General features: G+C 40.2%; 23 protein-coding genes and 1 pseudogene. 20 read left to right on the top strand and 4 right to left on the bottom strand.

Annotated elements, in window-relative coordinates; all coding sequences use genetic code 11:
- Positions 1–142 precede the first annotated feature (142 nt).
- From DYI81_RS14485 to DYI81_RS14510, 6 genes are read left to right on the top strand one after another with little or no spacing between them, the layout of a single operon-like run.
- Positions 143–379, top strand: coding sequence for a glutaredoxin (locus DYI81_RS14485; protein ID WP_009499586.1), 237 nt, complete (start codon positions 143–145; stop codon positions 377–379).
- A 31-nt stretch (positions 380–410) separates the two neighbouring features.
- A complete protein-coding gene (msrB, locus tag DYI81_RS14490) occupies positions 411–851 on the top strand; it encodes a peptide-methionine (R)-S-oxide reductase MsrB (RefSeq protein ID WP_000483554.1) in 441 nt (146 codons plus the stop codon).
- Positions 852–872: 21 nt separating this feature from the next.
- Positions 873–1,118, top strand: a complete 246-nt coding sequence (locus DYI81_RS14495) for a glutaredoxin family protein (protein ID WP_079381165.1) — start codon at positions 873–875, stop codon at positions 1,116–1,118.
- Between the two features lie 50 nt (positions 1,119–1,168).
- Entirely contained in the window at positions 1,169–1,477 is a 309-nt protein-coding gene (locus tag DYI81_RS14500; RefSeq protein ID WP_058952588.1) for an antibiotic biosynthesis monooxygenase, read from the top strand.
- Positions 1,474–2,748 (top strand): acetyl-CoA C-acetyltransferase, encoded by a 1,275-nt coding sequence (locus DYI81_RS14505; protein ID WP_000857678.1) that lies wholly within the window; start codon positions 1,474–1,476, stop codon positions 2,746–2,748. The genes DYI81_RS14500 and DYI81_RS14505 overlap by 4 nt, the downstream gene beginning before the upstream one ends.
- Before the next feature lie 9 nt (positions 2,749–2,757).
- Positions 2,758–3,420, top strand: coding sequence for a peptide-methionine (S)-S-oxide reductase (locus DYI81_RS14510; RefSeq protein WP_001281573.1), 663 nt, complete (start codon positions 2,758–2,760; stop codon positions 3,418–3,420).
- Between the two features lie 219 nt (positions 3,421–3,639).
- On the opposite strand, the gene DYI81_RS14515 is transcribed toward DYI81_RS14510, so the two are convergent.
- From DYI81_RS14515 to DYI81_RS14520, 3 genes and pseudogenes are all read right to left on the bottom strand, one after another.
- Entirely contained in the window at positions 3,640–4,617 is a 978-nt protein-coding gene (locus DYI81_RS14515; RefSeq protein ID WP_002119794.1) for a sensor domain-containing diguanylate cyclase, read from the bottom strand.
- Between the two features lie 281 nt (positions 4,618–4,898).
- A pseudogene (locus DYI81_RS18135) lies at positions 4,899–5,147 on the bottom strand (transposase domain-containing protein); the annotation flags it as partial.
- 87 nt (positions 5,148–5,234) lie between these two features.
- Positions 5,235–6,521, bottom strand: a complete 1,287-nt coding sequence (locus DYI81_RS14520) for a GAF domain-containing protein (RefSeq protein WP_000257537.1) — start codon at positions 6,519–6,521, stop codon at positions 5,235–5,237.
- 868 nt (positions 6,522–7,389) lie between these two features.
- Between DYI81_RS14520 and DYI81_RS18140 the strand changes: the two genes are divergently transcribed.
- From DYI81_RS18140 to DYI81_RS14585, 13 genes are all read left to right on the top strand, one after another.
- The gene (locus DYI81_RS18140; RefSeq protein WP_223290059.1) at positions 7,390–7,551 is read left to right on the top strand and encodes a peptide-methionine (S)-S-oxide reductase; all 162 of its coding nucleotides are present in this window, start codon (positions 7,390–7,392) and stop codon (positions 7,549–7,551) included.
- Between the two features lie 58 nt (positions 7,552–7,609).
- The gene (locus DYI81_RS14530) at positions 7,610–8,164 is read left to right on the top strand and encodes a carboxymuconolactone decarboxylase family protein (protein WP_000088799.1); all 555 of its coding nucleotides are present in this window, start codon (positions 7,610–7,612) and stop codon (positions 8,162–8,164) included.
- A gap of 137 nt (positions 8,165–8,301) precedes the next feature.
- Entirely contained in the window at positions 8,302–8,817 is a 516-nt protein-coding gene (locus DYI81_RS14535; RefSeq protein WP_004911234.1) for a DUF417 family protein, read from the top strand.
- Positions 8,818–9,056: 239 nt separating this feature from the next.
- Positions 9,057–9,707, top strand: a complete 651-nt coding sequence (locus DYI81_RS18045; RefSeq protein WP_198114842.1) for an IS5 family transposase — start codon at positions 9,057–9,059, stop codon at positions 9,705–9,707.
- A 48-nt stretch (positions 9,708–9,755) separates the two neighbouring features.
- Positions 9,756–9,968 carry a helix-turn-helix transcriptional regulator gene (locus DYI81_RS14545; RefSeq protein WP_057081898.1) on the top strand — a complete coding sequence of 71 codons (213 nt, stop codon included), beginning with the start codon at positions 9,756–9,758 and terminating at the stop codon, positions 9,966–9,968.
- 210 nt (positions 9,969–10,178) lie between these two features.
- A complete protein-coding gene (locus DYI81_RS14550) occupies positions 10,179–10,469 on the top strand; it encodes a hypothetical protein (protein ID WP_057081899.1) in 291 nt (96 codons plus the stop codon).
- Positions 10,470–10,514: 45 nt separating this feature from the next.
- Positions 10,515–11,135 (top strand): restriction endonuclease subunit S, encoded by a 621-nt coding sequence (locus DYI81_RS14555; RefSeq protein WP_057104322.1) that lies wholly within the window; start codon positions 10,515–10,517, stop codon positions 11,133–11,135.
- On the top strand, positions 11,135–12,658 hold the full coding sequence (locus DYI81_RS14560) for a type I restriction-modification system subunit M (RefSeq protein WP_058952589.1): 1,524 nt from the start codon (positions 11,135–11,137) through the stop codon (positions 12,656–12,658). Before DYI81_RS14555 ends, DYI81_RS14560 begins: the two co-directional genes overlap by 1 nt.
- Positions 12,648–13,820 carry a restriction endonuclease subunit S gene (locus tag DYI81_RS14565; RefSeq protein ID WP_081316859.1) on the top strand — a complete coding sequence of 391 codons (1,173 nt, stop codon included), beginning with the start codon at positions 12,648–12,650 and terminating at the stop codon, positions 13,818–13,820. Before DYI81_RS14560 ends, DYI81_RS14565 begins: the two co-directional genes overlap by 11 nt.
- A complete protein-coding gene (locus tag DYI81_RS14570) occupies positions 13,820–14,755 on the top strand; it encodes an endonuclease NucS domain-containing protein (RefSeq protein ID WP_058952590.1) in 936 nt (311 codons plus the stop codon). Before DYI81_RS14565 ends, DYI81_RS14570 begins: the two co-directional genes overlap by 1 nt.
- Positions 14,756–14,976: 221 nt before the next feature.
- Positions 14,977–15,912, top strand: coding sequence for an Abi family protein (locus DYI81_RS14575; protein WP_081316860.1), 936 nt, complete (start codon positions 14,977–14,979; stop codon positions 15,910–15,912).
- Positions 15,913–15,981: 69 nt separating this feature from the next.
- Positions 15,982–19,263 (top strand): type I restriction endonuclease subunit R, encoded by a 3,282-nt coding sequence (locus DYI81_RS14580; protein ID WP_058952591.1) that lies wholly within the window; start codon positions 15,982–15,984, stop codon positions 19,261–19,263.
- A 1-nt stretch (position 19,264) separates the two neighbouring features.
- On the top strand, positions 19,265–20,011 hold the full coding sequence (locus DYI81_RS14585) for a SprT family zinc-dependent metalloprotease (RefSeq protein WP_057081905.1): 747 nt from the start codon (positions 19,265–19,267) through the stop codon (positions 20,009–20,011).
- 220 nt (positions 20,012–20,231) lie between these two features.
- Here DYI81_RS14585 and DYI81_RS14590 read toward each other — a convergent pair whose 3' ends face one another.
- Entirely contained in the window at positions 20,232–20,414 is a 183-nt protein-coding gene (locus tag DYI81_RS14590) for a hypothetical protein (RefSeq protein WP_057081906.1), read from the bottom strand.
- Positions 20,415–20,724: 310 nt separating this feature from the next.
- Between DYI81_RS14590 and DYI81_RS14595 the strand changes: the two genes are divergently transcribed.
- Positions 20,725–20,958: a hypothetical protein gene (locus DYI81_RS14595; protein ID WP_057081907.1), complete on the top strand. Its 234-nt coding sequence runs from the start codon at positions 20,725–20,727 to the stop codon at positions 20,956–20,958.
- Positions 20,959–21,070 lie beyond the last annotated feature (112 nt).

Below are 21,070 nucleotides of genomic sequence, written 5' to 3' on the forward strand. Positions count from 1 at the left end.
TTGTTCCATTTTAGATATTTGTTTAAGATAAGATATAACTCATTGAGATGTGTCATAGTATTCGTCGTTAGAAAACAATTATTGTGACATTATTTCAATGAGTTATCTATTTTTGTCGTGTACAGAGACGAAAGAGGAAAAAATGAAAGAACTTAAGAACGTTGTCATCTACACAAAAGACCATTGTCCGTTTAGTAAACGCGTGAAGGAGTACTTAACTTCTGAAAAAGTTGATTTTAAACAAATTCGCGTGGATGACGATCCCAAGACTTATGATGAGTTGAAGAAAAAAACCAACCTTCAAACTGTTCCGCAAGTTTTTGTGGATGGAAAATTCATTGGTAGCGCGACTGACTTCTTCGCGTGGATTGATAGCTAAAGAACAAACCCAAAAATAAAGGAGCAAATTTATGTTCAACTGGGAAAGCATTAACAACTATCTCGATAACGGCACTCCCGCTCCTCCTAGAAAAGTAGAAAAGAGCGAGGAAGAGTGGAAAAAAATTCTGACGCCCGCTCAATTTAATGTCATGCGGAAGAAAGGCACCGAGCGCCCTCACACTGGGGAACTCTGTTCATTTTATGAGGCAGGACGGTATGCCTGCGCGGGCTGCGACACTGAACTGTTTGATTCGAACGTTAAGTTTGATTCGGGAACAGGTTGGCCGAGTTTTTCTGAGCCCGTCGCCGACAACGTAATTCAATATGAACTGGACACGACTTACGGACGAAGAATCGAAGTGCTATGCAATGTGTGCGAAGCCCACTTAGGGCACGTTTTTCCAGATGGTCCTGAGCCCTCTGGGGCTCGATTCTGCATCAACTCGGAGTCGTTGAAGTTTGTAGAGTAATTTTAGAAAATGGAGGGGGTCGTGGGGATTAAGCTGTTCGGTCATAAGGACTGCCACAAAACCAAGATTTACCAGTCGTACTTGAAAGAAAAAGGAATCGAGTTTGATTTTTTAGATGTTCACGAAGACGACGCGGCAGCTGATGAACTGCGATCCCTTTATACTACTGGAAAGTTAAATTTCCCGACAATACTGGTTGGGACAAAGAAGCTGAGAAACCCCAAGTTCAAGGATCTCGACAAGTGGTTGGAAGCTTCGATAAAATAACGAGATCTTTTTTTTGAGGATTGTAATTAGCTTAGTAAGGAGTCAGATCAATGATTATAGCAGTTTTCCGCAGTCGTGTTGCCAAGGAGCACGGTGGGGAGTTTGAAAGAAGATACGCCGAGATGTCCGCGCTTGTCGAAGCCATTCCTGGTTACGGAAGCCATGAGCGGTTTTCTTCTCCTAACGGTGAAGATGTTCTAATTGTCGAGTTCCTTACCAGAGAAGCTTTCGATGCTTGGGATAAGCATCCCGAACACAAAAAAGCCAAGATGCTTGGCAAAGACTACATTTTTGAATCGTACGGCGTGAAGGTCGGAGAAGTTTTTGAACGGCACACAAAGCCGGAGGTGAAATTATGAAAACGAGAAACGTTTATATCGTAGGTGGAGCTCGGATTCCATTTATGAAATCTATGACCGCATATCGAGACGTCTCAAGTGAAGAACTAATGACGGCGAGCCTAAAGAGTTTAGTTGATAGATATAACTTGGAAGGAAAAACTGTGGGCGATGTAGCCTTAGGAGCTGTCATGCACAGCTCGGCTAACTGGAATTTGGCTCGTGAAGTCGTTCAATCCTCCGGTTTGCATCCAAACACTCCGGCATATAACGTGCAACGTGCTTGCGGAACGAGCTTGGAAAATACGATTCAGATTGCTCACAAAATTTCTAGCCACCAAATTGAAAGTGGCATTGCGGGCGGTGTTGATAGCAACAGCGATTTGCCCATTATGGTTAGTCGAACTTTCGCAAGAAAATTGATTGCGTTGAATTCTGCCAGAACGCTTGGTGAGAAAGTAAAAATCATTTTAGGAATTAAACCTAGCGATCTAAAGCCAGTGTTGCCCGCAGTGGTTGAGCCACGCACCGGAAAATCAATGGGTGAGCATTGCGAACTCATGGTTAAAGAGTGGAATATTTCTCGCCAAGAGCAAGATGAGTTAGCGCTGGCAAGTCACAGAAATGCAGCTCAAGCATATAAAGATGGGTTTTATGATGATCTCGTCTTTCCATTCCAAGGAAATAAGACCGATGGAATTTTGCGTGCTGATACAACTTTGGAAAAATTGTCGAAGTTAAAACCTGTTTTTGATAAATCAGAAAAAGGGACTTTGACGGCGGGAAATTCAAGCTCGCTCACAGATGGCTCATCCACCGTTCTTTTGGCTTCCGAAGAAGAGGCTAAAAAGAATAATTGGCCGCTGTTGGCCAAGATTGTGGATTCTCATACTTCTGCCGTGGATTACGTCGCTGGCGAAGGTTTGCTCATGGCTCCAACTGTGGCGGTCAGTGAATTATTGAAGCGAAACGGCTTAAAGCTTCAGGATTTTGATTTTTACGAAATTCACGAGGCGTTCGCTGGACAAGTGCTCTGCACGATGAAGGCGTGGGAGTCTGCTGAATACTGCAAAACACGTTTGGGACGATCAGAGCCTCTCGGAAAAATTGACCGCTCGAAGCTAAATGTCCGTGGAAGTAGCATTGCCCTTGGGCATCCGTTTGCGGCTACTGGCGCTAAGATCGTCGGAGTTTTAGCAAAGATACTGCACTCAGCTGGTCCTGGAAAACGTGGCCTTATCGTCGTTTGCACGGCGGGAGGAATGGGAGTGGCTACAATTCTTGAAAGTTAGGAGAAAAATATGTCGGATCTAAAAATGAATAAAGAAGACGGTGTTGAAAGCTATGAATTTGCAACCCCTGAAGCAATCGAAGAAGCATTGAAAATCGGGAAGCTTAGTCAAACGGTTTTCGGCATGGGTTGCTTTTGGGGACCGGATTCTAATTTTGGAGGGACGCAGGGAGTAGTGCAAACACGTGTTGGCTACGCTGGAGCATCAACTCTGGATCCGAGTTACCGCAACATCAACGGACACGCCGAAGTCGTCAGAGTGATCTACGATAAAGACCAAATCAGCTACAGGGAACTTCTTGGAAGTTTTGAATCATGGTCTGTTCATGGTAGAAAGCAGGGCCAGTATCGCCAGATACTTTTTGTTTTTGATCTGGAGCAAAAACAAGTAGCTGAAGAACTGATTCAAGCGATTGGAAAGGAGAAATCTCCCGAGGTGATTGAGGCCGGAGAACAAAATGGTTATTTTTGGCCCGCCGAAGATTACCATCAAAAGCATCGTCTTCGCAGAAACAAACAGCTTGTAAGTCTTGCAGAAGTAGATTTCGGTCCTCGCTGGGATGAACATCTGTATTTTACTAAATTAAATAGTACCGATAGAAAAGGCTTCAGTCTCTCAAGCTGGCTAAAAAAGTTGTCTCCGGAAATGCAGAAAGCTTACCGAATCGGTTAATCTGAAATTGCAGCTGGCTAAAGAACTCTATTTTCTATATGTAAAGAATGTGACGATCTCCTTCACATGGAGTCCAAGAGAGCATAAAAAATCTGTGTAAGTCGCATTACCCATGTATTTGAAAGGAATAAATAATGCCAATATCAGACCAGCTTATCGACCGAAGCAAGACCTCAGTTTTTATGAGGTCTTGAGATCAGCGCAGCATGAACAGATCTCTTACAGTGTGGCGAACACACTGGTTTGATTGCGGCCTTGGGTTTTAGCTTTGTATAACATCTGATCGGCGACTTCGAGCAACTGCTTTTTGTCGTCAAATAAATCAGCGCTGGCCAAACCTATGCTGACCGTTAATTGTCGTAATAACCACTCATGGTTAGCCACTACCAGCCTTAACTTTTCCAGTGTTTTATTTGCGGACGCTGTGTCTGTGCCTGGCAGGATCAGCACAAACTCTTCACCACCATAACGGGCGAAAAAGTCATAGTTCCTGCTATGGCGCTGAAACAGAGCCGCGACTTGACTCAGTGCCTCATCTCCTGCGGCATGACCATAGCTGTCGTTAAAACTCTTAAAGTGATCAATATCAATCAATGCCAGTACAAAAGATTGTCCTGTTCTTTGCCAGCGAGCAAATTCAGCTTCAAACTTGAGGTCAAAAGCTCTTCTGTTGTTCACCCCTGTCAGCGCATCCGTCATGCTGGTATTATGTAATTGTTCGCCGACTTTTTTCAGCTCCAGTATGGCGATCACTTGTCTGGACAGAGCCTGCAAAGAGCTTATCTGCCGCTGGTTCAGCTGCTTAGGAACATGATCATAGACACAAATAGTACCAATCACTGCACCTTCGGGATCAATCAGCGGCGAGCCAGCATAAAATCGGTAGCCAGGTCCTGAAATCACCATAGCATTGGTACTGAATCTGTGATCTAAAGTAGCGTCAGGGACCACCATTACCGCATCAGGTGTTTCCATTGCATACACGCAAAAGGACTCTTTAATTAATACAGAGGTACGCGAAATACCAACTTTTGCAATTAGATTCAGCTTTGTGTCATCGGTTCGCGTCACCATAGCCACTGGTGCATCACAGATATAACACGCCAGTTCAGTGATATCCCGCAGGTTCTGATCTGCTTCAGCAGGTGCTTTTAGTGTGGTTTCTGCACTAGCTGTTTGAGCTAAACTAAAGGTCATGTACTTCTCCGTTTTTCTACTGCATTTTTCAAAGATCCTGCATAGAAAAATGAATTAAATCGTTGATTTAACTCTAGCATAGATCTGTCAGACTTGAAGTTATCTCTGTAGCAATGGTATTGTTTTGTACAATATTCGCCTGCTTGATTTGAGTTTTAGCTGTATTTATAAACTTTTGGCTTTTCCGGTCGCAGGCTCTATAATTTGCTCGTTTAAATCCAACTCTTCGTCTAACGTCATCTATTTAGTGTGCATGCGGCCTCCGGAGCATTTTCCGTGGTTTATTTTACCGAAGCATCGGGATTGCTAAATAGAGCTGAACGCTGTAATGCGCTTTCGAACTGAGCTTTCCGTAACTTCGGCATTAGTTCATGTACCTTGCTTACTGGATGTTGGTTGACGCGCAGCAGCACGTCCGTCAGATAATCGTAAACGTTAATAGCAGTGTTGACCTTGCTTTGAATGACGCCAACATGCTTAGCACCAAGCTCCGTTCAGCAGAATCACAGCCAGTTTTTCAGTTATCCCAAGTGTCACTCTCAGATTAAAGGCCGCCATACCGGATGTAGTGCCAACAAGAAAACTAAAACACAACTTCGCTGATCATCGCTGAGTGTTTATAAATCGTCTCCCATCACCGGTATCGATAAGCAGATAAGCCTGGTTATGCCATTAGCAGTTCTTGAAGCATTCCTGCTTTCAATGTCGTCAACGTGATCACGATTTGAGTTGAGATAACGACTCTGTTGCTGAAGACTCTCAGTTAATTGCCACTCACCAGATTCAAGAACAGCACCCGCTAACTCGGCACATACTGTTGCAAAACCATAAAGCGCTTGATTATCGCGGGTAAAACGCAGCGGCATCGTCTGGCCTTTTACAAGAAGGGACCATTCCAAAACTCTGTACTTACCTTTTAATCGGTTACTGACAAAAATAGTTATACTTGTACCGCTGGCGCCAACAACTAAAAAGCTCGTGATAGCTAGTCCTATCAGAGACCATAACTCTGGTTTCCCACTTAGTAACAGTGGATTAGGCAAATGACTCCTCAAAACGAGATCAGCACCAAGGGTCAGCGCTGTTTTATACACTGCTTGTTCTAATAATGGAGTTGCATTGACCAGTGACGCAACAGCATCACAACTATAAGGTTCTAGAACTGCCGTAGCTCTCAACCATTCTGTTTCATGGGCAATCGCCAACAAATTTGACCAAATTCGAACCAGTGCCGCTATATGAATGGAGTTTTCATCAGTCAGGACGGTTTGATTAAGCTGCTTATCCAGTTCCTGATGCCAGTATTGGTATTGGCTTGTCAAAAGTACAAACAACTCAGATTGAAGCAACTTATTATTAGTTACCGGTCTTATCCTATTTGACATCTCATTGAATAGTTGTATAAATTTTTTGTCTGCTTGTTGCTCACGCTTTAGCAGATCTTGCTGTTGTTGAAGCATCTGTAAATCGTATTCAATGGCCTGCTTAAAAAGTGTGAGTAAGGAACAGTGTTGTGATGCCCGATCTGGGCTTGAAAAGTCCAACATACACAAAGTACCGAAAGTTTTTCCGCTAGGCCAAAGCAATGGCAGGCCATAGTAATAACTAAAGCCTGCTGCAAATGTTGGGTTATTGTTTTCATATCGGGTACCGATTGCATTTTCAACTAGTAATGGCTGGTTACTGGAAATGACTTGGGAACAATAAGTGTTAAGTGCCAATGGAACAGGTTCACCGCAATAAAAAGTTGGTACTGACACACTGCCAACAGCCTGACAAATTTCGTTTTTATCTAATCGATTAATCAGCACACAAGGCACTTCCGCGACTTGAGCCATCGAGTTTACAATGCCTTGCCAGCGCTCTAGGAGCAGAGCGGTTTCTATGCTCAAATCTACTGCCATTTGTTCCCTCAGTATTTAAATAGTCCCCTTTTGCATCATTCGATCTTGTTTATCTCAGAGTATCAAACAGGAAACAAAGTGATTGATGTCAATCAGGGAATTAGCAGCATTGATGCATTAAGCGGCGCACATACACTCTAAGTAAAGTGCTTAAGTCTGATTATGGCAAGAAATTGTTACTTTGTCAGGGATAGTCAACACTTTATTAGCGAGAGACTTGCTTGGCTGACATTTAAGACAAATCGCGAGATTCCAAATCTGCCACCAACAGTCGGAACTGAGTAACTCACTTGAGCTTTAAAAAGTAAAGCATTGAAATATTTATGGTATTTATACATCCTACCTAGCTCACAGCAGAGTTTAGCATCGTGCATTAATATGACCTTACACTAAAAATACGTACTAGTTGACGTCTATCAAACTCGTTTACGAGATAGTGTAGTGGTCGACAAATTTTGGCCACATCGTTATTGCCTAATAACCGATGCTCTCTTTAAATGCGAAATGAGTAGTGCACGCATTTTTAGCCTTTTGGCAAAACGTTGATGTCTCGAAATTTTCAAGCGCTGTGCCTTGTTTATTTTCAGAAACGTCTGCTTTCAGTGAGTTCCTGATGCTCGGGCGCTCTAAATTATGGGTATAGACAATCTGATTTGCCCTATATTTGCAGTTTTTCGTGAACCCTTAATTTCACAACTCTTTTAATCTGATATCCAAAGTCTGCATCCATACATAGCCCCTACGTAAACTGTCTAATAAGTCACATTATACGAACTATTGAGCATGTTATATCTATTTTACATGCTGTAAATTCAGTTCCATTAGTAAATAGATAAAAACCAAGGAGGCTTTATGAAAAATAAATAATGTGATCGTTGCCGGAGGGTGTTTTTGGAGTCTCGAAGACCTCCTTAGAAATCAGGACGGCGTGACGTCAACGAAGGTGTGTAGTGGCACTGAAATGGCGACTGCGCAAGACGTGAAGATGAGCTGTCTGATAGCAACGGATTATCAAGCAGAACCTTCTTAAATACAATTTATTCCACGCCAATACAGCGTGCTGTCTTTCAAATCACTAGGAGAAATTTATGTCACGTTTGAACACCCCTACCACAATCGACGCCGCGCCTACTGCTACCCATACCTCACTCAAGGCTGTGGAAAAACAACTGGGCCGCGTTCCTAACATGTTCCGCGTCGTTGCCAACAGCCCTGCTGCGCTGACTGGCTACCTGCAATTGAGCGCAGCATCAGCACAGGGCGGCTTGGGTACAGCGACTCTTGAGCGTATTGCCCTAGCCGTCGCTGAGATCAACGGCTGCGATTATTGCCTTGCTGCCCATTCCTTCCTAGGCCGTAAGGTGGCCAAGCTTGATGATGCTGAACTCACTGCCAACCGCAGCGGTGCATCAAATGACCCTAAGGCCGACGCAGCCGTGCGTTTTGCTGCCGCCGTAGTCCGCCAGCGCGGGCAAGTCAGCAATGACCAGGTCCAAGCGGTGCTGAACGCTGGCTACAGTGATGCACATGTAGTGGATATTCTGTTGGCTGTTGCCCTGAACACTTTCACTAACTACGTTAACGAAGTGACACAGACCGAGGTCGACTTCCCGGCCGTTCAACCACTAGGCATTGATGTCTAATCCATTGGTGCTCAACTACAGCAATTACCTAAGTTAGGTTCGACTCGAGTAAACATATAGTTTTTCTCAAGAGTCATATCATTTTAGTGGGCTACATAGAGTGAGTCCACATGGCTAAAAATAATTGGAGATATAAGATGACTATTCCCGAAATTGAAAATGGTGTCCAGACTACCAATACCCTTAGTAATAATCTCGGTGCAAAAATCACTAAGTTTGGTATAGGTGGCATCTACGTTGCCATGACGATAATATATTTGTGGTTTGGTGGCATGAAATTCACTAGCTACGAAGCAAACGGTATACATGGTTTTGTTAGTAATAGCCCTCTGCTTTCGTGGATGTATAGCTTCCTCAGCATTCAAGGATTCTCAAATTTTCTGGGTGTGCTTGAAATTTCAGTTGGCCTGTTAATCGCTGCACGAGTTTTCTCCCCTAAGCTCGCAATCTTGGGCGGTGTACTTTCAACCGGACTCTTTTTTACGACATTGTCGTTCATGCTGACTACACCCGGTGTTTTTGAGGCATCTCTTGGGTTTCCTGCGATCTCTGTGGTTCCTGGCCAGTTTTTGCTAAAAGATTTAGGCTTGTTTGTCGTGTCTATATTTATCGTAGGTACATCACTTACAGCACTGGAGCACAAAAACAAATAAGCCTCACCCGAAACAACTATAAGTTAGATGGCTCCTAAACACATTAGAGAGCCTTTATTTTTATCTTTTAAGTGCTTCAAGTACGTGCCTTACTAGAGGCTGTTGATCTTTGAGTGAAAAATGAACGGCATAGCAACAAGGTATAATGGTTTCGCCAAAAATCAAAAATACCACCGAGAACGGACGTTGCTATGCCAAGGACAATGCTAACAGATAACGCCTAGGAAGCCCTAAAGCAAATACTTAAAGAGACAGGGCGTGTTTACAATAAATATGAACACCGAAATACACTGGAAGGCATACTTTATCGTATGCGCACAGGCATTCAGTGGCGAGATTTGCCTGAAAGATTCGGTCGTTGGAACTCTGTATTTAAGCGCTTTAACCTTTGGTCAAAGAAAGGTGTGTTACAAAAATGGTTTCAAAGCATATCGTCCGATAATGATCCAGAATGGTTGTTTATTGATGGAAGTATTGTCAAAGCGCATCAAGACAGTAGCGGAGCCGCAAGCAGTTCAGATGAAGCGATAGGAAAAAGTCGGGGTGGGAGTTCTACAAAAATTCATCTCGCTGTAGATAGCGGTGGGCTTCCCGTTTATTTTGAAATATCGGGTGGTCAGATAAATGACATTGGTTATGTGAAAAAAACCGATGCAGAAACCCAGGTACTGTTTGAATTTATCGCGCATCGATATGAAAGCGGTAGCCTGATCATCACAGCCAATCACCCGTTTAGTGCATGGGATCAGATCTTCCCAGACAGCATGATGACGGTAGCGGCCATAGATCGGCTGATCCACCACGCGACAATTATAGAATTAGAAGGAGAAAGCTATCGAAAACAACATCAGTTAAAACAAGCTGGAAGTAGGAAAAATGAGAAAACCTAACCGGCCATCATAATTGACGCGAACCGGCCAAGATAGTTGACGCCGAACATGTCAGAATTATCTATAAAAATTGGGAAATTAATCCGTAATAAAAGAATAGAGTTAAACATGACTCAAGAGTTCTTGGCCCTACAGTGCTCTATAGATAGGAGCTACATGGGAAGAATTGAGCGTGGGGAAGTAAATCTAACTGTCGAAAAACTATATGAGATTGCAAAAATATTGAAGATTCATCCTCAACACTTATTACCGAACTTTTAGAAAATTAATTATTTAACAAAAGGTTATAAATTAAATAAAAAACGTAGATAATCTACTGTAATTTTAATTGACATAGTACTATCAGCAACATAATATGCTATTTAGCTGGTTTGAATAGATGTTCTACTGCAAAAAATAAGGATGACAGGTGGCCGCCTGTCATCGAGTTCAAAACCATTAACACGACTAAATATTAGGAGTTCAGAACAAATGAAAGTATATCAGATCAATTATGACCTGCGTAAACAACGTAACTATGATGAGCTTTATGAAAAAATTAGGTCTCTAGGCAATTGGTGTCATCCACTGGAGTCATGTTGGTTAATTGTCTCTGAAAAAACACCATCACAAATTGCAGAGGAATTATTCAAAGTCATGGATGGTAATGATGGCTTATTAGTGACTCGCTTACAAAATGAGGCAGCTTGGTACAACCTTGATTCAAAGGGAATGAAAGATGTTACTACTTGGCTTAAAGAAAACTTAGGCAAAGCTTCTTAAATATGTGAGCCAAGGATGGCTCAATCCCTTTCTGAGTAAATATTTATGGCAAAGTTAAAGAGATTCTTAAAACTGAGCGACCTTACAGAGATTCGTACAGGCTTTACATTTCGAGAAAAGATCGAGGAAGTTGAGTCTGGCAATGCCCACGTATTGCAGATCAAAGACATTCGTAACATAGCAACGGATACATGTAGTTATACGCTTTTTGCAGATGCTTTACCGCAAATTGATTGGCAAGGTAAAGATAACGCAATCGTGTCGCCTGAGTCTGTGTTGCTGCCCTGTCGTGGAGAGTATCTCAAGGCACATTATTTTGTAGGCAATCAAGATCAATCAAAAGCATTACCCTTAATTGTGAGTAGCCAGTTTTTGATAATAATGCCAAATCAAAATGTAGTGCCTGAATACTTATGCTGGTACTTAAACCAACCTCATGTGCAATACGAGTTACGGAAAGAAAGTCAGGGCTCTAAGATGCCAATGCTTAGCGTATCTACAGTCAACCAGTTTGAAGTTGAAATCCCTAGCTTGGATATTCAGCAACGCATAATCGAATTAAACCGTATTTGGGAGCAAGAGCAGATCTTGACCCAACAATTACTTAAAAATCGTGAACAAATGATGATGGGCATGTTTAAACAACTGCTCCAAGGAAACAAATAATGGTTACTCAAATCAATCAAGATACCGTCAATAAAGCCCTTTGGTCGGCATGTGATGTATTCCGTGGCACGGTGAGTGCAGATACCTACAAAGACTATATTTTGACTATGTTATTCTTAAAGTACATCTCTGATGTATGGCAAGATCACTACGATAATTATAAAAATGAACATGGCGATGAACCTGAGCTCATCGAAGAATTAATGAAAAGCGAGCGTTTTGTCCTGCCTCGTGAATCAAATTTCTATACCTTGCATGAGCGTCGCTTTGAGCCCGGCAATGGTGAACGTATTGATATAGCTTTACATGCGCTTGAAGAAGCCAATGGGACAAAGCTCAAAGATGTAGGCAAAAGTGTCTTCCAAGAAATCTCGTTTAATACTGATAAATTGGGTGAAGAAAAGCAAAAAAATACCATTCTGAAAGATCTTTTAGAAGTTTTTGCTGTACCCGAATTGGATCTGAAACCAAGCCGTGTTGGTTCACTTGATGTGATTGGTAACGGTTATGAGTTTTTGATTAAAAACTTCGCTGCGAGTGGTGGTCAAAAGGCAGGTGAATTTTATACGCCACCTGAAGTGTCTGACTTAATCGCAGAGTTACTTGATCCGCAGAAAGGCGACAGTATTTGTGACCCTGCATGTGGCTCTGGCTCACTGTTAATGAAGTGTGGTCGTAAAGTTGTAGCAAATCACAAGAGCAAAGAATACGCACTCTACGGGCAAGAAGCCATTGGTTCAACTTGGTCATTGGCGAAGATGAACATGTTCTTGCATGGCGAAGATAACCACAGAATTGAGTGGGGCGATACCATTACTAATCCAAAACTATTGGATAAGAATGGCGACTTAATGCTGTTTGATATCGTAACAGCAAACCCGCCTTTCTCATTGAATAATTGGGGGTATGAATATGCTGAAAACGATAAGTTTGACCGTTTCCGTCGTGGTTTACCGCCAAAGACCAAAGGTGATTATGCCTTTATCTCACACATGATCGAAACGATAAAACCTGTTACGGGTCGTATGGGTGTTGTGGTTCCACATGGTGTGTTATTCCGTGGCTCATCTGAAGGTAAGATTCGTGAGAAGTTAATTAACGAAAACTTATTAGATGCGGTAATTGGTTTACCTGAAAAACTATTCTTTGGTACGGGTATTCCTGCTGCGATTTTAATTTTCAAAAAGCAAAAGTCTGATGATTCGGTTTTGTTTATTGATGCAAGCCGTGAGTTTAAGTCAGGTAAAAACCAAAACAACTTATCTGAAGAGAATATTGCCAAGATTATTGCAACCTATCGTACTCGTGAAAGTATAGATAAATATGCGTATTTGGCGACTTTGCAGGAAATCAAAGACAATGATTACAACCTCAATATTCCTCGTTATGTGGATACCTTTGAAGAAGAAGCTGAGATTGATTTGGTTGCTGTACGTGCTGAGCGTGAGCAGTTAAAAACTCAACTTGCTGAGCTTGAAGTGCAAATGGCGAAGTATTTAGAGGAGTTGGGTTATGGTGCCTAATGGTTGGAAACAAGTTGATCTAGGTTCTTTATTTGATTTTAAAAATGGATTAAATACCGAGAAAGAACATTATGGAAGGGGGTATAAATTTGTAAATGTAATGGACGTTTTTGGTAACAATATTCTTACTGAAAACAAAATCATAGGTCGGGTACAAGTCTCAGATAAAGAACTTATAGCGTATAAATTGCATTATGGAGATGTTCTTTTTAATAGAACGTCAGAGACATTTGATGAAATAGCAATGGCTGCTGTTTATTTAGATGATGCCGTTGCTACTTTTGGTGGGTTTGTCATTCGAGGTCGTCCAAAATCAAATGACATATATCCTGAATATTCATCATTTTTGTTTCAAGCTGAGATGTATAGAACACAAGCTATTAAACTTGGTCAGGGAGCGGTTCGTGCCAACATTGGTCAAAAAGATTTAGCAAAAGTTAATGTTTTACTGCCATCGATAACGGAACAAAAGGAAATCACTCAAATTCTTTCTACTTGGGATCAAACGATTTCGGCTACTGAAAAACTGCTTAAAAATAGCCAACAGCAGAAAAAAGCATTAATGCAACAATTGCTGACGGGTAAGAAGCGTTTGCGTGATGAGAAGGGTGTTGAGTTCAGTGATGAATGGCAACGTATTGAATTAGGCTTACTTCTTGACTATCAACAGCCAACACCTTATTTGGTGGAGTCCACTGCTTATAGTGATAGTTATAAAACTCCTGTTTTAACAGCGGGTAAAACATTCATTTTGGGTTATACCAATGAGATTTCAGGGATTTATCAAGATCAATTGCCTGTAATTATTTTTGATGATTTTACAACCGATAGTAAGTATGTGAACTTTCCATTTAAAGCAAAATCAAGTGCTATGAAAATCTTGACTGCTAAAAAAGGGGTTTCAATTAAATTTGTATTCGAAGCAATGCAAATGTTGAAATTCAATATTGGAGGACATCAACGACATTGGATTTCAATTTTTTCAAATTTGGTAATTTCTCTACCAAATCTGAAGGAACAACAAAAAATTGCTGAGGTTCTTTCTCTGGCAGATCAAGAGATTGAGACCTTACAGAAAAAACTTGATTGCTTAAAGCAAGAGAAGAAAGCACTGATGCAACAACTTTTGACAGGTAAAAAACGTGTCAAGGTGGCTGCTTAATGATGCAAATCAACCCTAGCTATTACCGCATTATGGCGGGTGCGAAGTCTGTATTTGCTCAAGAGTTTCTAGAAGGCGGCTTTATTGCCGCCAACTGGAACATTGACCAAGACTTAACACATGCATTGCCTGATGATTGGCGTGAGTTTAATCATCGTTTTATTCCTGTTTATCTTAATGCTTTACCTGACAAAACGAAGATTTCGGCAGGCTTAGCATGTGGCATGTTGCATACCCTTTCTAAGGGAATTAAACAGGGCGACATTATCCTTACACCTCGTGGAGATGGTCATTACTTAGTGGGTAAAGTCATTTCAGACTATTACTACGTGCCTTCTGGTGAGTTAAGCCATCGCAGAAAAGTTGAATGGTTTGAACAGACTTTACCTAGAGAACTGATGTCTCAGGAGTTAAAAAACTCATCAGCGGCAGGTACAGTTTGCAATCTAACCAAGTATGCAGCAGAGCTTAAAACGCTTATTGATGGTAAAGAAACAGTTGAGCATCTCGAGCCTGATGAAGTGCTCGAAGACCCAACAGCTTTTGCTTTAGAAAAGCATTTAGAGCATTTCTTGGTAGAGAATTGGTCTAAAACTGAGTTGGGTGCAACATACGACATTTATACCGAAGATGGTCAATTGGTCGGCCAACAGTATCCATCGGATACAGGTCCTATCGACATCTTGGCTATCAGTAAGGATAAAAAGACGTTGCTTGTTGTTGAACTTAAACGTGGTCGTGCAAGTGATCGTGTTGTGGGGCAAATTCAACGCTATATGGGCTATGTCAAAGATGAGTTGGCTGAGGCAGATCAGCAGGTAAAAGGGGTCATCATTGCACTTGAAGATGACTTAAGAATTCGTCGTGCTTTGAGTGTGGCTCAGAATATTGAGTTTTATCGTTATCAGCTGAGTTTTAAGCTGCTTAAGCACTAGATTTGCTTAAAATTAAAGGGGGATTTTTTGAAAAAGTATTTGAAATTTAATATGTTGGTGCTATTTTTTGATTTTCTTTATAAAGAAAATGTAACACCACAAATACGTATATTCTTATTGAATTTACAAAAGCATCTTGCAATTTCGGCTATGGGTAAGCATAATATGTTTAACAACACCCACAGCGCCTCTGATTTAAGCGTACCAGTGTGGGTTTTTTTATGACTAAAACTTTTTCAAAAGACCCAAAAACATACCCAGAATTATTACAAAAGTTAGAATCTGATGGTCTAAAGATTACAGATCAGACAGCTGCACTACGCCACCTTAAACAGATCAGCTATTACCGATTAAAAGGCTATGGACTGGCTTTTCGACAATATGATGAAACTGGCAAAAGGTTAAGTACATATCAGCCTAATGTTGAGTTAGTTACTTTAATTCATATGAGTATGATTGATGCTGAATTACGTAGTCTGATTTTAGCGGCAATAGACCGTATTGAAGTCGAAGTAAGAAATGTTATTAATCATGAATTATCGATTAAGTATAATAGCTCTCATTGGTTCTTAGATGAAAATTTGTTCCAAAGCTCTGATCAATTTAAACATCAAGATTTTTTGGGCAAGATTAAGCAATTTACTGCTAAAAAAGCAGATGCTGGTAGTGAAAAAGAAAAGCTCAGAGAAACTTTCATACATCATTATTATCAGGCTTATGTCACACCAGAATACCCGCCATGTTGGATGATTGCTGAGGTTTTACCTTTAGGCTCATGGTCTAAGTTATATGAGCATTTGGTGCAGAGTAAAGATCGTAAACAGGTTTCAAAACAGTTTGACTTGTCACCAGAGTTATTGGAGTCATGGTTACATGCGTTGACCTACTTACGCAATGTCTGTGCGCATCAAGGGCGTTTATTTAACAGAACATTTGCCTTTCCGCCTAAACAGGGTAAAAAAGCTCCTCTAAAGACCCAGCATCAACTCTATAATTATATCTGTATTTTATTCCTGTTCTTAAAGGAGTTTAATCATGAATATGATTGGTTAGAGCGCATTGAAGCAGTATTAAAGAAATGTCCAAATGAATTATTGAAATTTTATGGTTTTGATGAAAATTGGTTAGAGAAAGATGAAGACTATTGGATGAACTAAACCAAAATTTAGGAATCTCATAAAGTTATTTAAACAAAGTACAAGATAAAGTCATTTTAGGGTGAATGCGTGAATATTTATAATCCAAGGTTTCAAGAAGAATATAGTGGAAAGATTCCTGCTCTAACCTTGTTGACTAACTTAGGATGGTCATTCTTATCCCCATCACAGGCACTCGTTGCCCGTGATGGAAAACAAGACCAAGTGGTATTACGCCAAATCCTGCGTAAAGAACTTTCGAAACGTACTTTTCCATTTGCGGGTCAAGAATATCCACTATCGCCAAAATCAGTTGATAACTTAATTGCTGAAATATGTAGTCCTGCTTTGAATGAAGGGCTACTGACCGCCAACGAAAAAATGTATGACCATTTGTTCTACGGCATTCCTGTCACCGAATTTGTAAACGGGAAAAAAGTTAGCCCTACGATTCCATTGATTGATTGGCATAACATTCATAACAACGACTTTTCATACACTGAAGAATTTGCTGTCACACGCTCAGGTGGTGTAGATACACGTAGACCCGATATCATTTGCTTTGTAAATGGTATTCCTTTAGGAGTAATTGAAGCAAAACGCCCTGATAGTCAGGCTAAGAAAGGTCCAACGATTAATGAAGGCATTTCTCAGACGCTTCGTAATCAGCGACCTGATGAAATTCCACATCTGTTTGCATATAGCCAACTGATACTCTCTATAAATGGACATGAAGGGCGTTACGGCACATGTAATACTCCTGCTAAGTTTTGGGCAGCGTGGCGAGAAGAAGATATTTCTGATGCAGAGATGTATGCGCTTAAAAATAAGAAATTAACTGCTTCACAAAAACAGAGCCTATTTTCTTATCGTCCAGTCGATGACTTAAATTGGTATGAAAACCTAATTGCAGGTGGAGACTTAGCTGTTACAGGTCAAGATCAACTGCTTATTAGTCTATTAAAGCCTGAACGACTACTCGAAATGGTTCGCCTATATACGCTTTTCGATAAGAAAGCAGGAAAAATTGTTGCCCGTTATCAGCAAATCTTTGGTATCAAACGCCTCATTGAGCGTATTAGTACTAAGAATAGCAAGGGTGGTCGTGAAGGTGGTGTGATTTGGCATACAACGGGCTCAGGTAAGTCTTTTACTATGGTCTTTCTCAGTAAAGCCTTGATCTTGCATGAAGATTTAAAACAATGCCGTATCTTGGTTGTCACTGACCGTGTCGATTTAGAAGATCAACTAAGTAAAACCTTTGTATCAGGTGGTGAACTGGCAGGAAAAAGAGACAAGCAAAATGCCATGGCGACTTCAGGCAAACGCTTGGCTGAACAAATTGGCAAGGGTACAGAGCGAATCATGTTCTCTTTGATTCAGAAGTTTAACTCTGCAACCAAACTTCCTGAATGTGTCAATACAAGCTCAGACTTCATTGTCTTGATTGATGAAGGGCATCGAAGCCAAGGTGGTGAAAACCATGTGCGTATGAAACTCGCACTTCCAAATGCGGCATTCGTGGCATTTACAGGTACGCCATTACTTAAAAATGAAAAGACTGTAAATAAGTTTGGTCCTATTGTGCATGCGTATACGATGCAAAGAGCGGTGGAAGATAAAACTGTAACACCTTTGCTGTATGAGGAACGTATCCCTGATTTAGACGTAAACGAGCGAGCAATTGATACATGGTTTGAGCGTATTACAGAAGGGCTAACAGATCAGCAAAAAGCAGATTTAAAGCGTAAATTTGCGAGAAAAGGTCAGCTTTATACTGCTGATGACCGTATTCGCCTGATTGCATTAGATATTGCCAATCATTTTGTTAAAAATATTGATGATGGTTTAAAAGGTCAGCTTGCTTGTGACAGTAAAGCCTCAGCGATTAAATATAAAAAATATTTGGATGAAGCTGGTCTATTTGAATCGGCAGTGGTCATGAGTCCACCCGATAGTCGTGAAGGTAATACTGATGTTGATGAATCAACTACCCCTGAAGTGACTCAATGGTGGAAAGAGAATGTCGGTACTCAAGATGAACAATCCTATACAAAACAAGTCATCGAACGCTTTGAAAAAGATGAATCCCTTAAGTTATTGATTGTAGTAGATAAGCTATTAACAGGTTTTGATGAACCTAAAAATGCTGTTCTTTATATTGATAAAAATTTAAAACAGCACAATTTAATTCAAGCAATTGCGCGTGTAAACAGACTTCACCCATTGAAAAAGTTTGGTTTATTAATTGATTATCGCGGTATTTTAAAAGAATTGGATGCCACAATTCTTGATTACCAAGATCTCGCTGCTCGTACCCAAGGTGGTTATGATATTAACGATCTTACAGGCTTATATACTCAAATGAGTTCTGAATACAAACGATTACCTCGTTTGTATAAAGCACTTTGGGCAATTTTTGCTGATGTTAAAAATAAAAATGATCCAGAGCAGTTACGCCAAGTTTTAGTTCCTCGTATTGAAGAACGTAAGGGTGAGTTAGTCGATATTCACTTAAAAGTTCGTGATGATTTTTATGAAGCACTTACAGAGTTTGCAAGTTGTTTAAAAGTTGCGTTGCAGTCAGCAACCTTCTTTGAAGATAAAAGCTTTTCTGATGCAGATCGTCAGCACTACAAAGAAACAGTCAAACTATTTACAAGCTTGCGTCAAATTGTGAAACGAGATGCTGGGGAGACTGTTGACTACGATCAGTATGCAGAGCAAGTCAAAAAACTGATTGATAAGCATGTTGTGGGCATTGAAGTTAAGGACCCTGATGGGGTTTATGAAGTTGGCAAGATGGGTAAAATAGCTCAGCCTGAAGATTGGAGTGAAGAGAAAACACGTAATGAAACGGATATCATTAAAACTCGTGTAACTAAGATGATTGAGCAACAATTGCGTGATGATCCTTATGCTCAGGAGGCTTTCTCTAAGCTGTTACGTCAAGTCATTGAAGAAGCAGAGAAAGAGTTTGATCACCCATTGAAGCAACACATGTTGTTTAGAGAGTTTGAAGAACAAGTTGAAGCTCGTCGTTTAGATGAAATTCCCGATGTGTTCAGTGGTAATAAGCATGCTCAAGCTTATTACGGGGTCTTTAAGAAGCTATTACCTGAAGCATTCTCGATAACAAATCAACAGAATCAAGATAAGTGGATTGAACTCGCTTTCGAGGTTGATCGTTCTGTGATGAGCTCTGTGGCTGAAAACTCCATCAATCCGCAAAATATTGAAGCGGATATCCGTAAAAAATTATTACCTCAGATGTTCCGTGAATGTAAATCCATTGGGAGTGGTATGGATCAAGCAAAAAAAATTGTAGAAATGATCGTACAAATTACTCGGGTTGGTTTAAATGGGCTCTAGGATGAATACGCTGCCAGAGAGAAAGTTAAGCATTGTTTATGGTGATGAAATTATTGATTTTGAGGTGCTTGAAAGTCCTAGTCGTACTCAAAAGATACTGATTAAAGTCTATGCTGATTGTCGGGTGGTTGTATCAACACCGTTAAATACAGATGATCAAACAATTATTGAAGCGGTAAAGCAGCGTAGTCGTTGGATCTATAAACAATTACGAGAGTTCCGTGAACAAAGTAGATTTATCACGCCTCGCAAATATAAAAGTGGTGAAAGCCACTTTTATTTAGGTAAACAATATCAATTGAAAGTGATTCATGATGATACCAAGCCAAAAGGTGTAAAACTTCTAAGAGGAAGATTGGAAGTAAACACCTTGGATATGGGTCTTGAAAGTATTAAATCTTATTTAAATGAATGGTATAGAATCCGAGCAAAAGTCATATTCGAAGCACGTTTGCAACATATTCTAGAACAAGCTTTATGGGTTGAAAATTACCCTGATATTCGTTTGATGACCATGCGAACACAGTGGGGAAACTGCTCCCCATCAGGTTTACTTACGCTCAATCCTCATCTAGTTAAAGCGCCTACAATCTGCATTGATTATGTGATTCTGCATGAACTTTGTCATTTGGTTGAACATAATCATAGTGAGCGTTTCTACCAACTATTGAATCAAGTTATGCCTGATTGGGAGGTAGTGAAAGAGAGATTAGATAACATGGCTGTGAAGTTTTTTGATATTTTATAACAAGTTTGTTTCAGCGGTGGAAATTCGGTAAGGGGGAACTCTTCCATATAATTTATAAACTGATTAAGGTATGTGGCATAAGTGAGCTTAAATTTAAAATATTGTAATTACAAAACAGCAACTTATACATAAAATATCAATGAATGGCTTTTCAGGAAGTTTGTGCAATGTAAGCCTATCGTAAGCTATAAAAAGGGAAATTTAATATCTCCCTTATAGATTACAAATATGAAAGCTGTATTTGAGATGCAAAAAAAAGCTTTTGCTCTAATTCCTCATTCCACAGTCCTTCATCTTCCATACCTTGTTTTATATTTTTGAATATATCATCAGATAAGGTAACAGTAGATGATATAGCTGAATATTGAGCTTGAGGTAAGCATTCATTCAATAAACCTTTCATAGTATTGATCAGTTTATTTCGCCAAATAGTTGTTCGTTTTGATTTATATTGCTCAAATTGATCTTCGGCAACGGAAAGAAGTTCTTGTATTTTTTCACCAATATCAAAACGAACTTGTACCCACGAATTTCACTTGCTAATGGTGAATTTTTTACAAACTCATACAGGGCGTGTTATGTAATTATTTGAAGTTAATTGCTAGTCATGGTTTATTGCCGGCATATATAATGAAATATTAATTAATTGCTTATGTTATCGTAGGGTTGGGTTGATATGCCTATTTTATGAGCGAATTAAAAGAAGGACGGCAATGATCGATGAAGACTATTTCAAATACAGAGAAGCCAATTTATTAGCTCAATGGGATAAAAAACTTGCCACGGTACTAAAAATTCAAGAACTTGAGGCAGAACTCAAAGAATTTAGCTATATCCAAACATGTCGCAAAGATAAAAATACAGCAAGCTATGCACGTTTAGAACGTAGTATAGAAGGGTTTAGAAACCGCATAGCCCGCTTAAAAAAACAACTTTATACGACCTAATCATCATTTTTAACAAAGCAGTGTTAGTACACTAAAATGATTGAATAGCTTAGGTCAATCACTGAACTTTAGTCAGATGTTTAGATGTTCTCACCTCGAATCACTTGCTAGT

It is taken from the genome of Acinetobacter sp. SWAC5 (assembly GCF_003419885.1).
Taxonomy (GTDB): Bacteria; Pseudomonadota; Gammaproteobacteria; order Pseudomonadales; family Moraxellaceae; genus Acinetobacter; species Acinetobacter cumulans.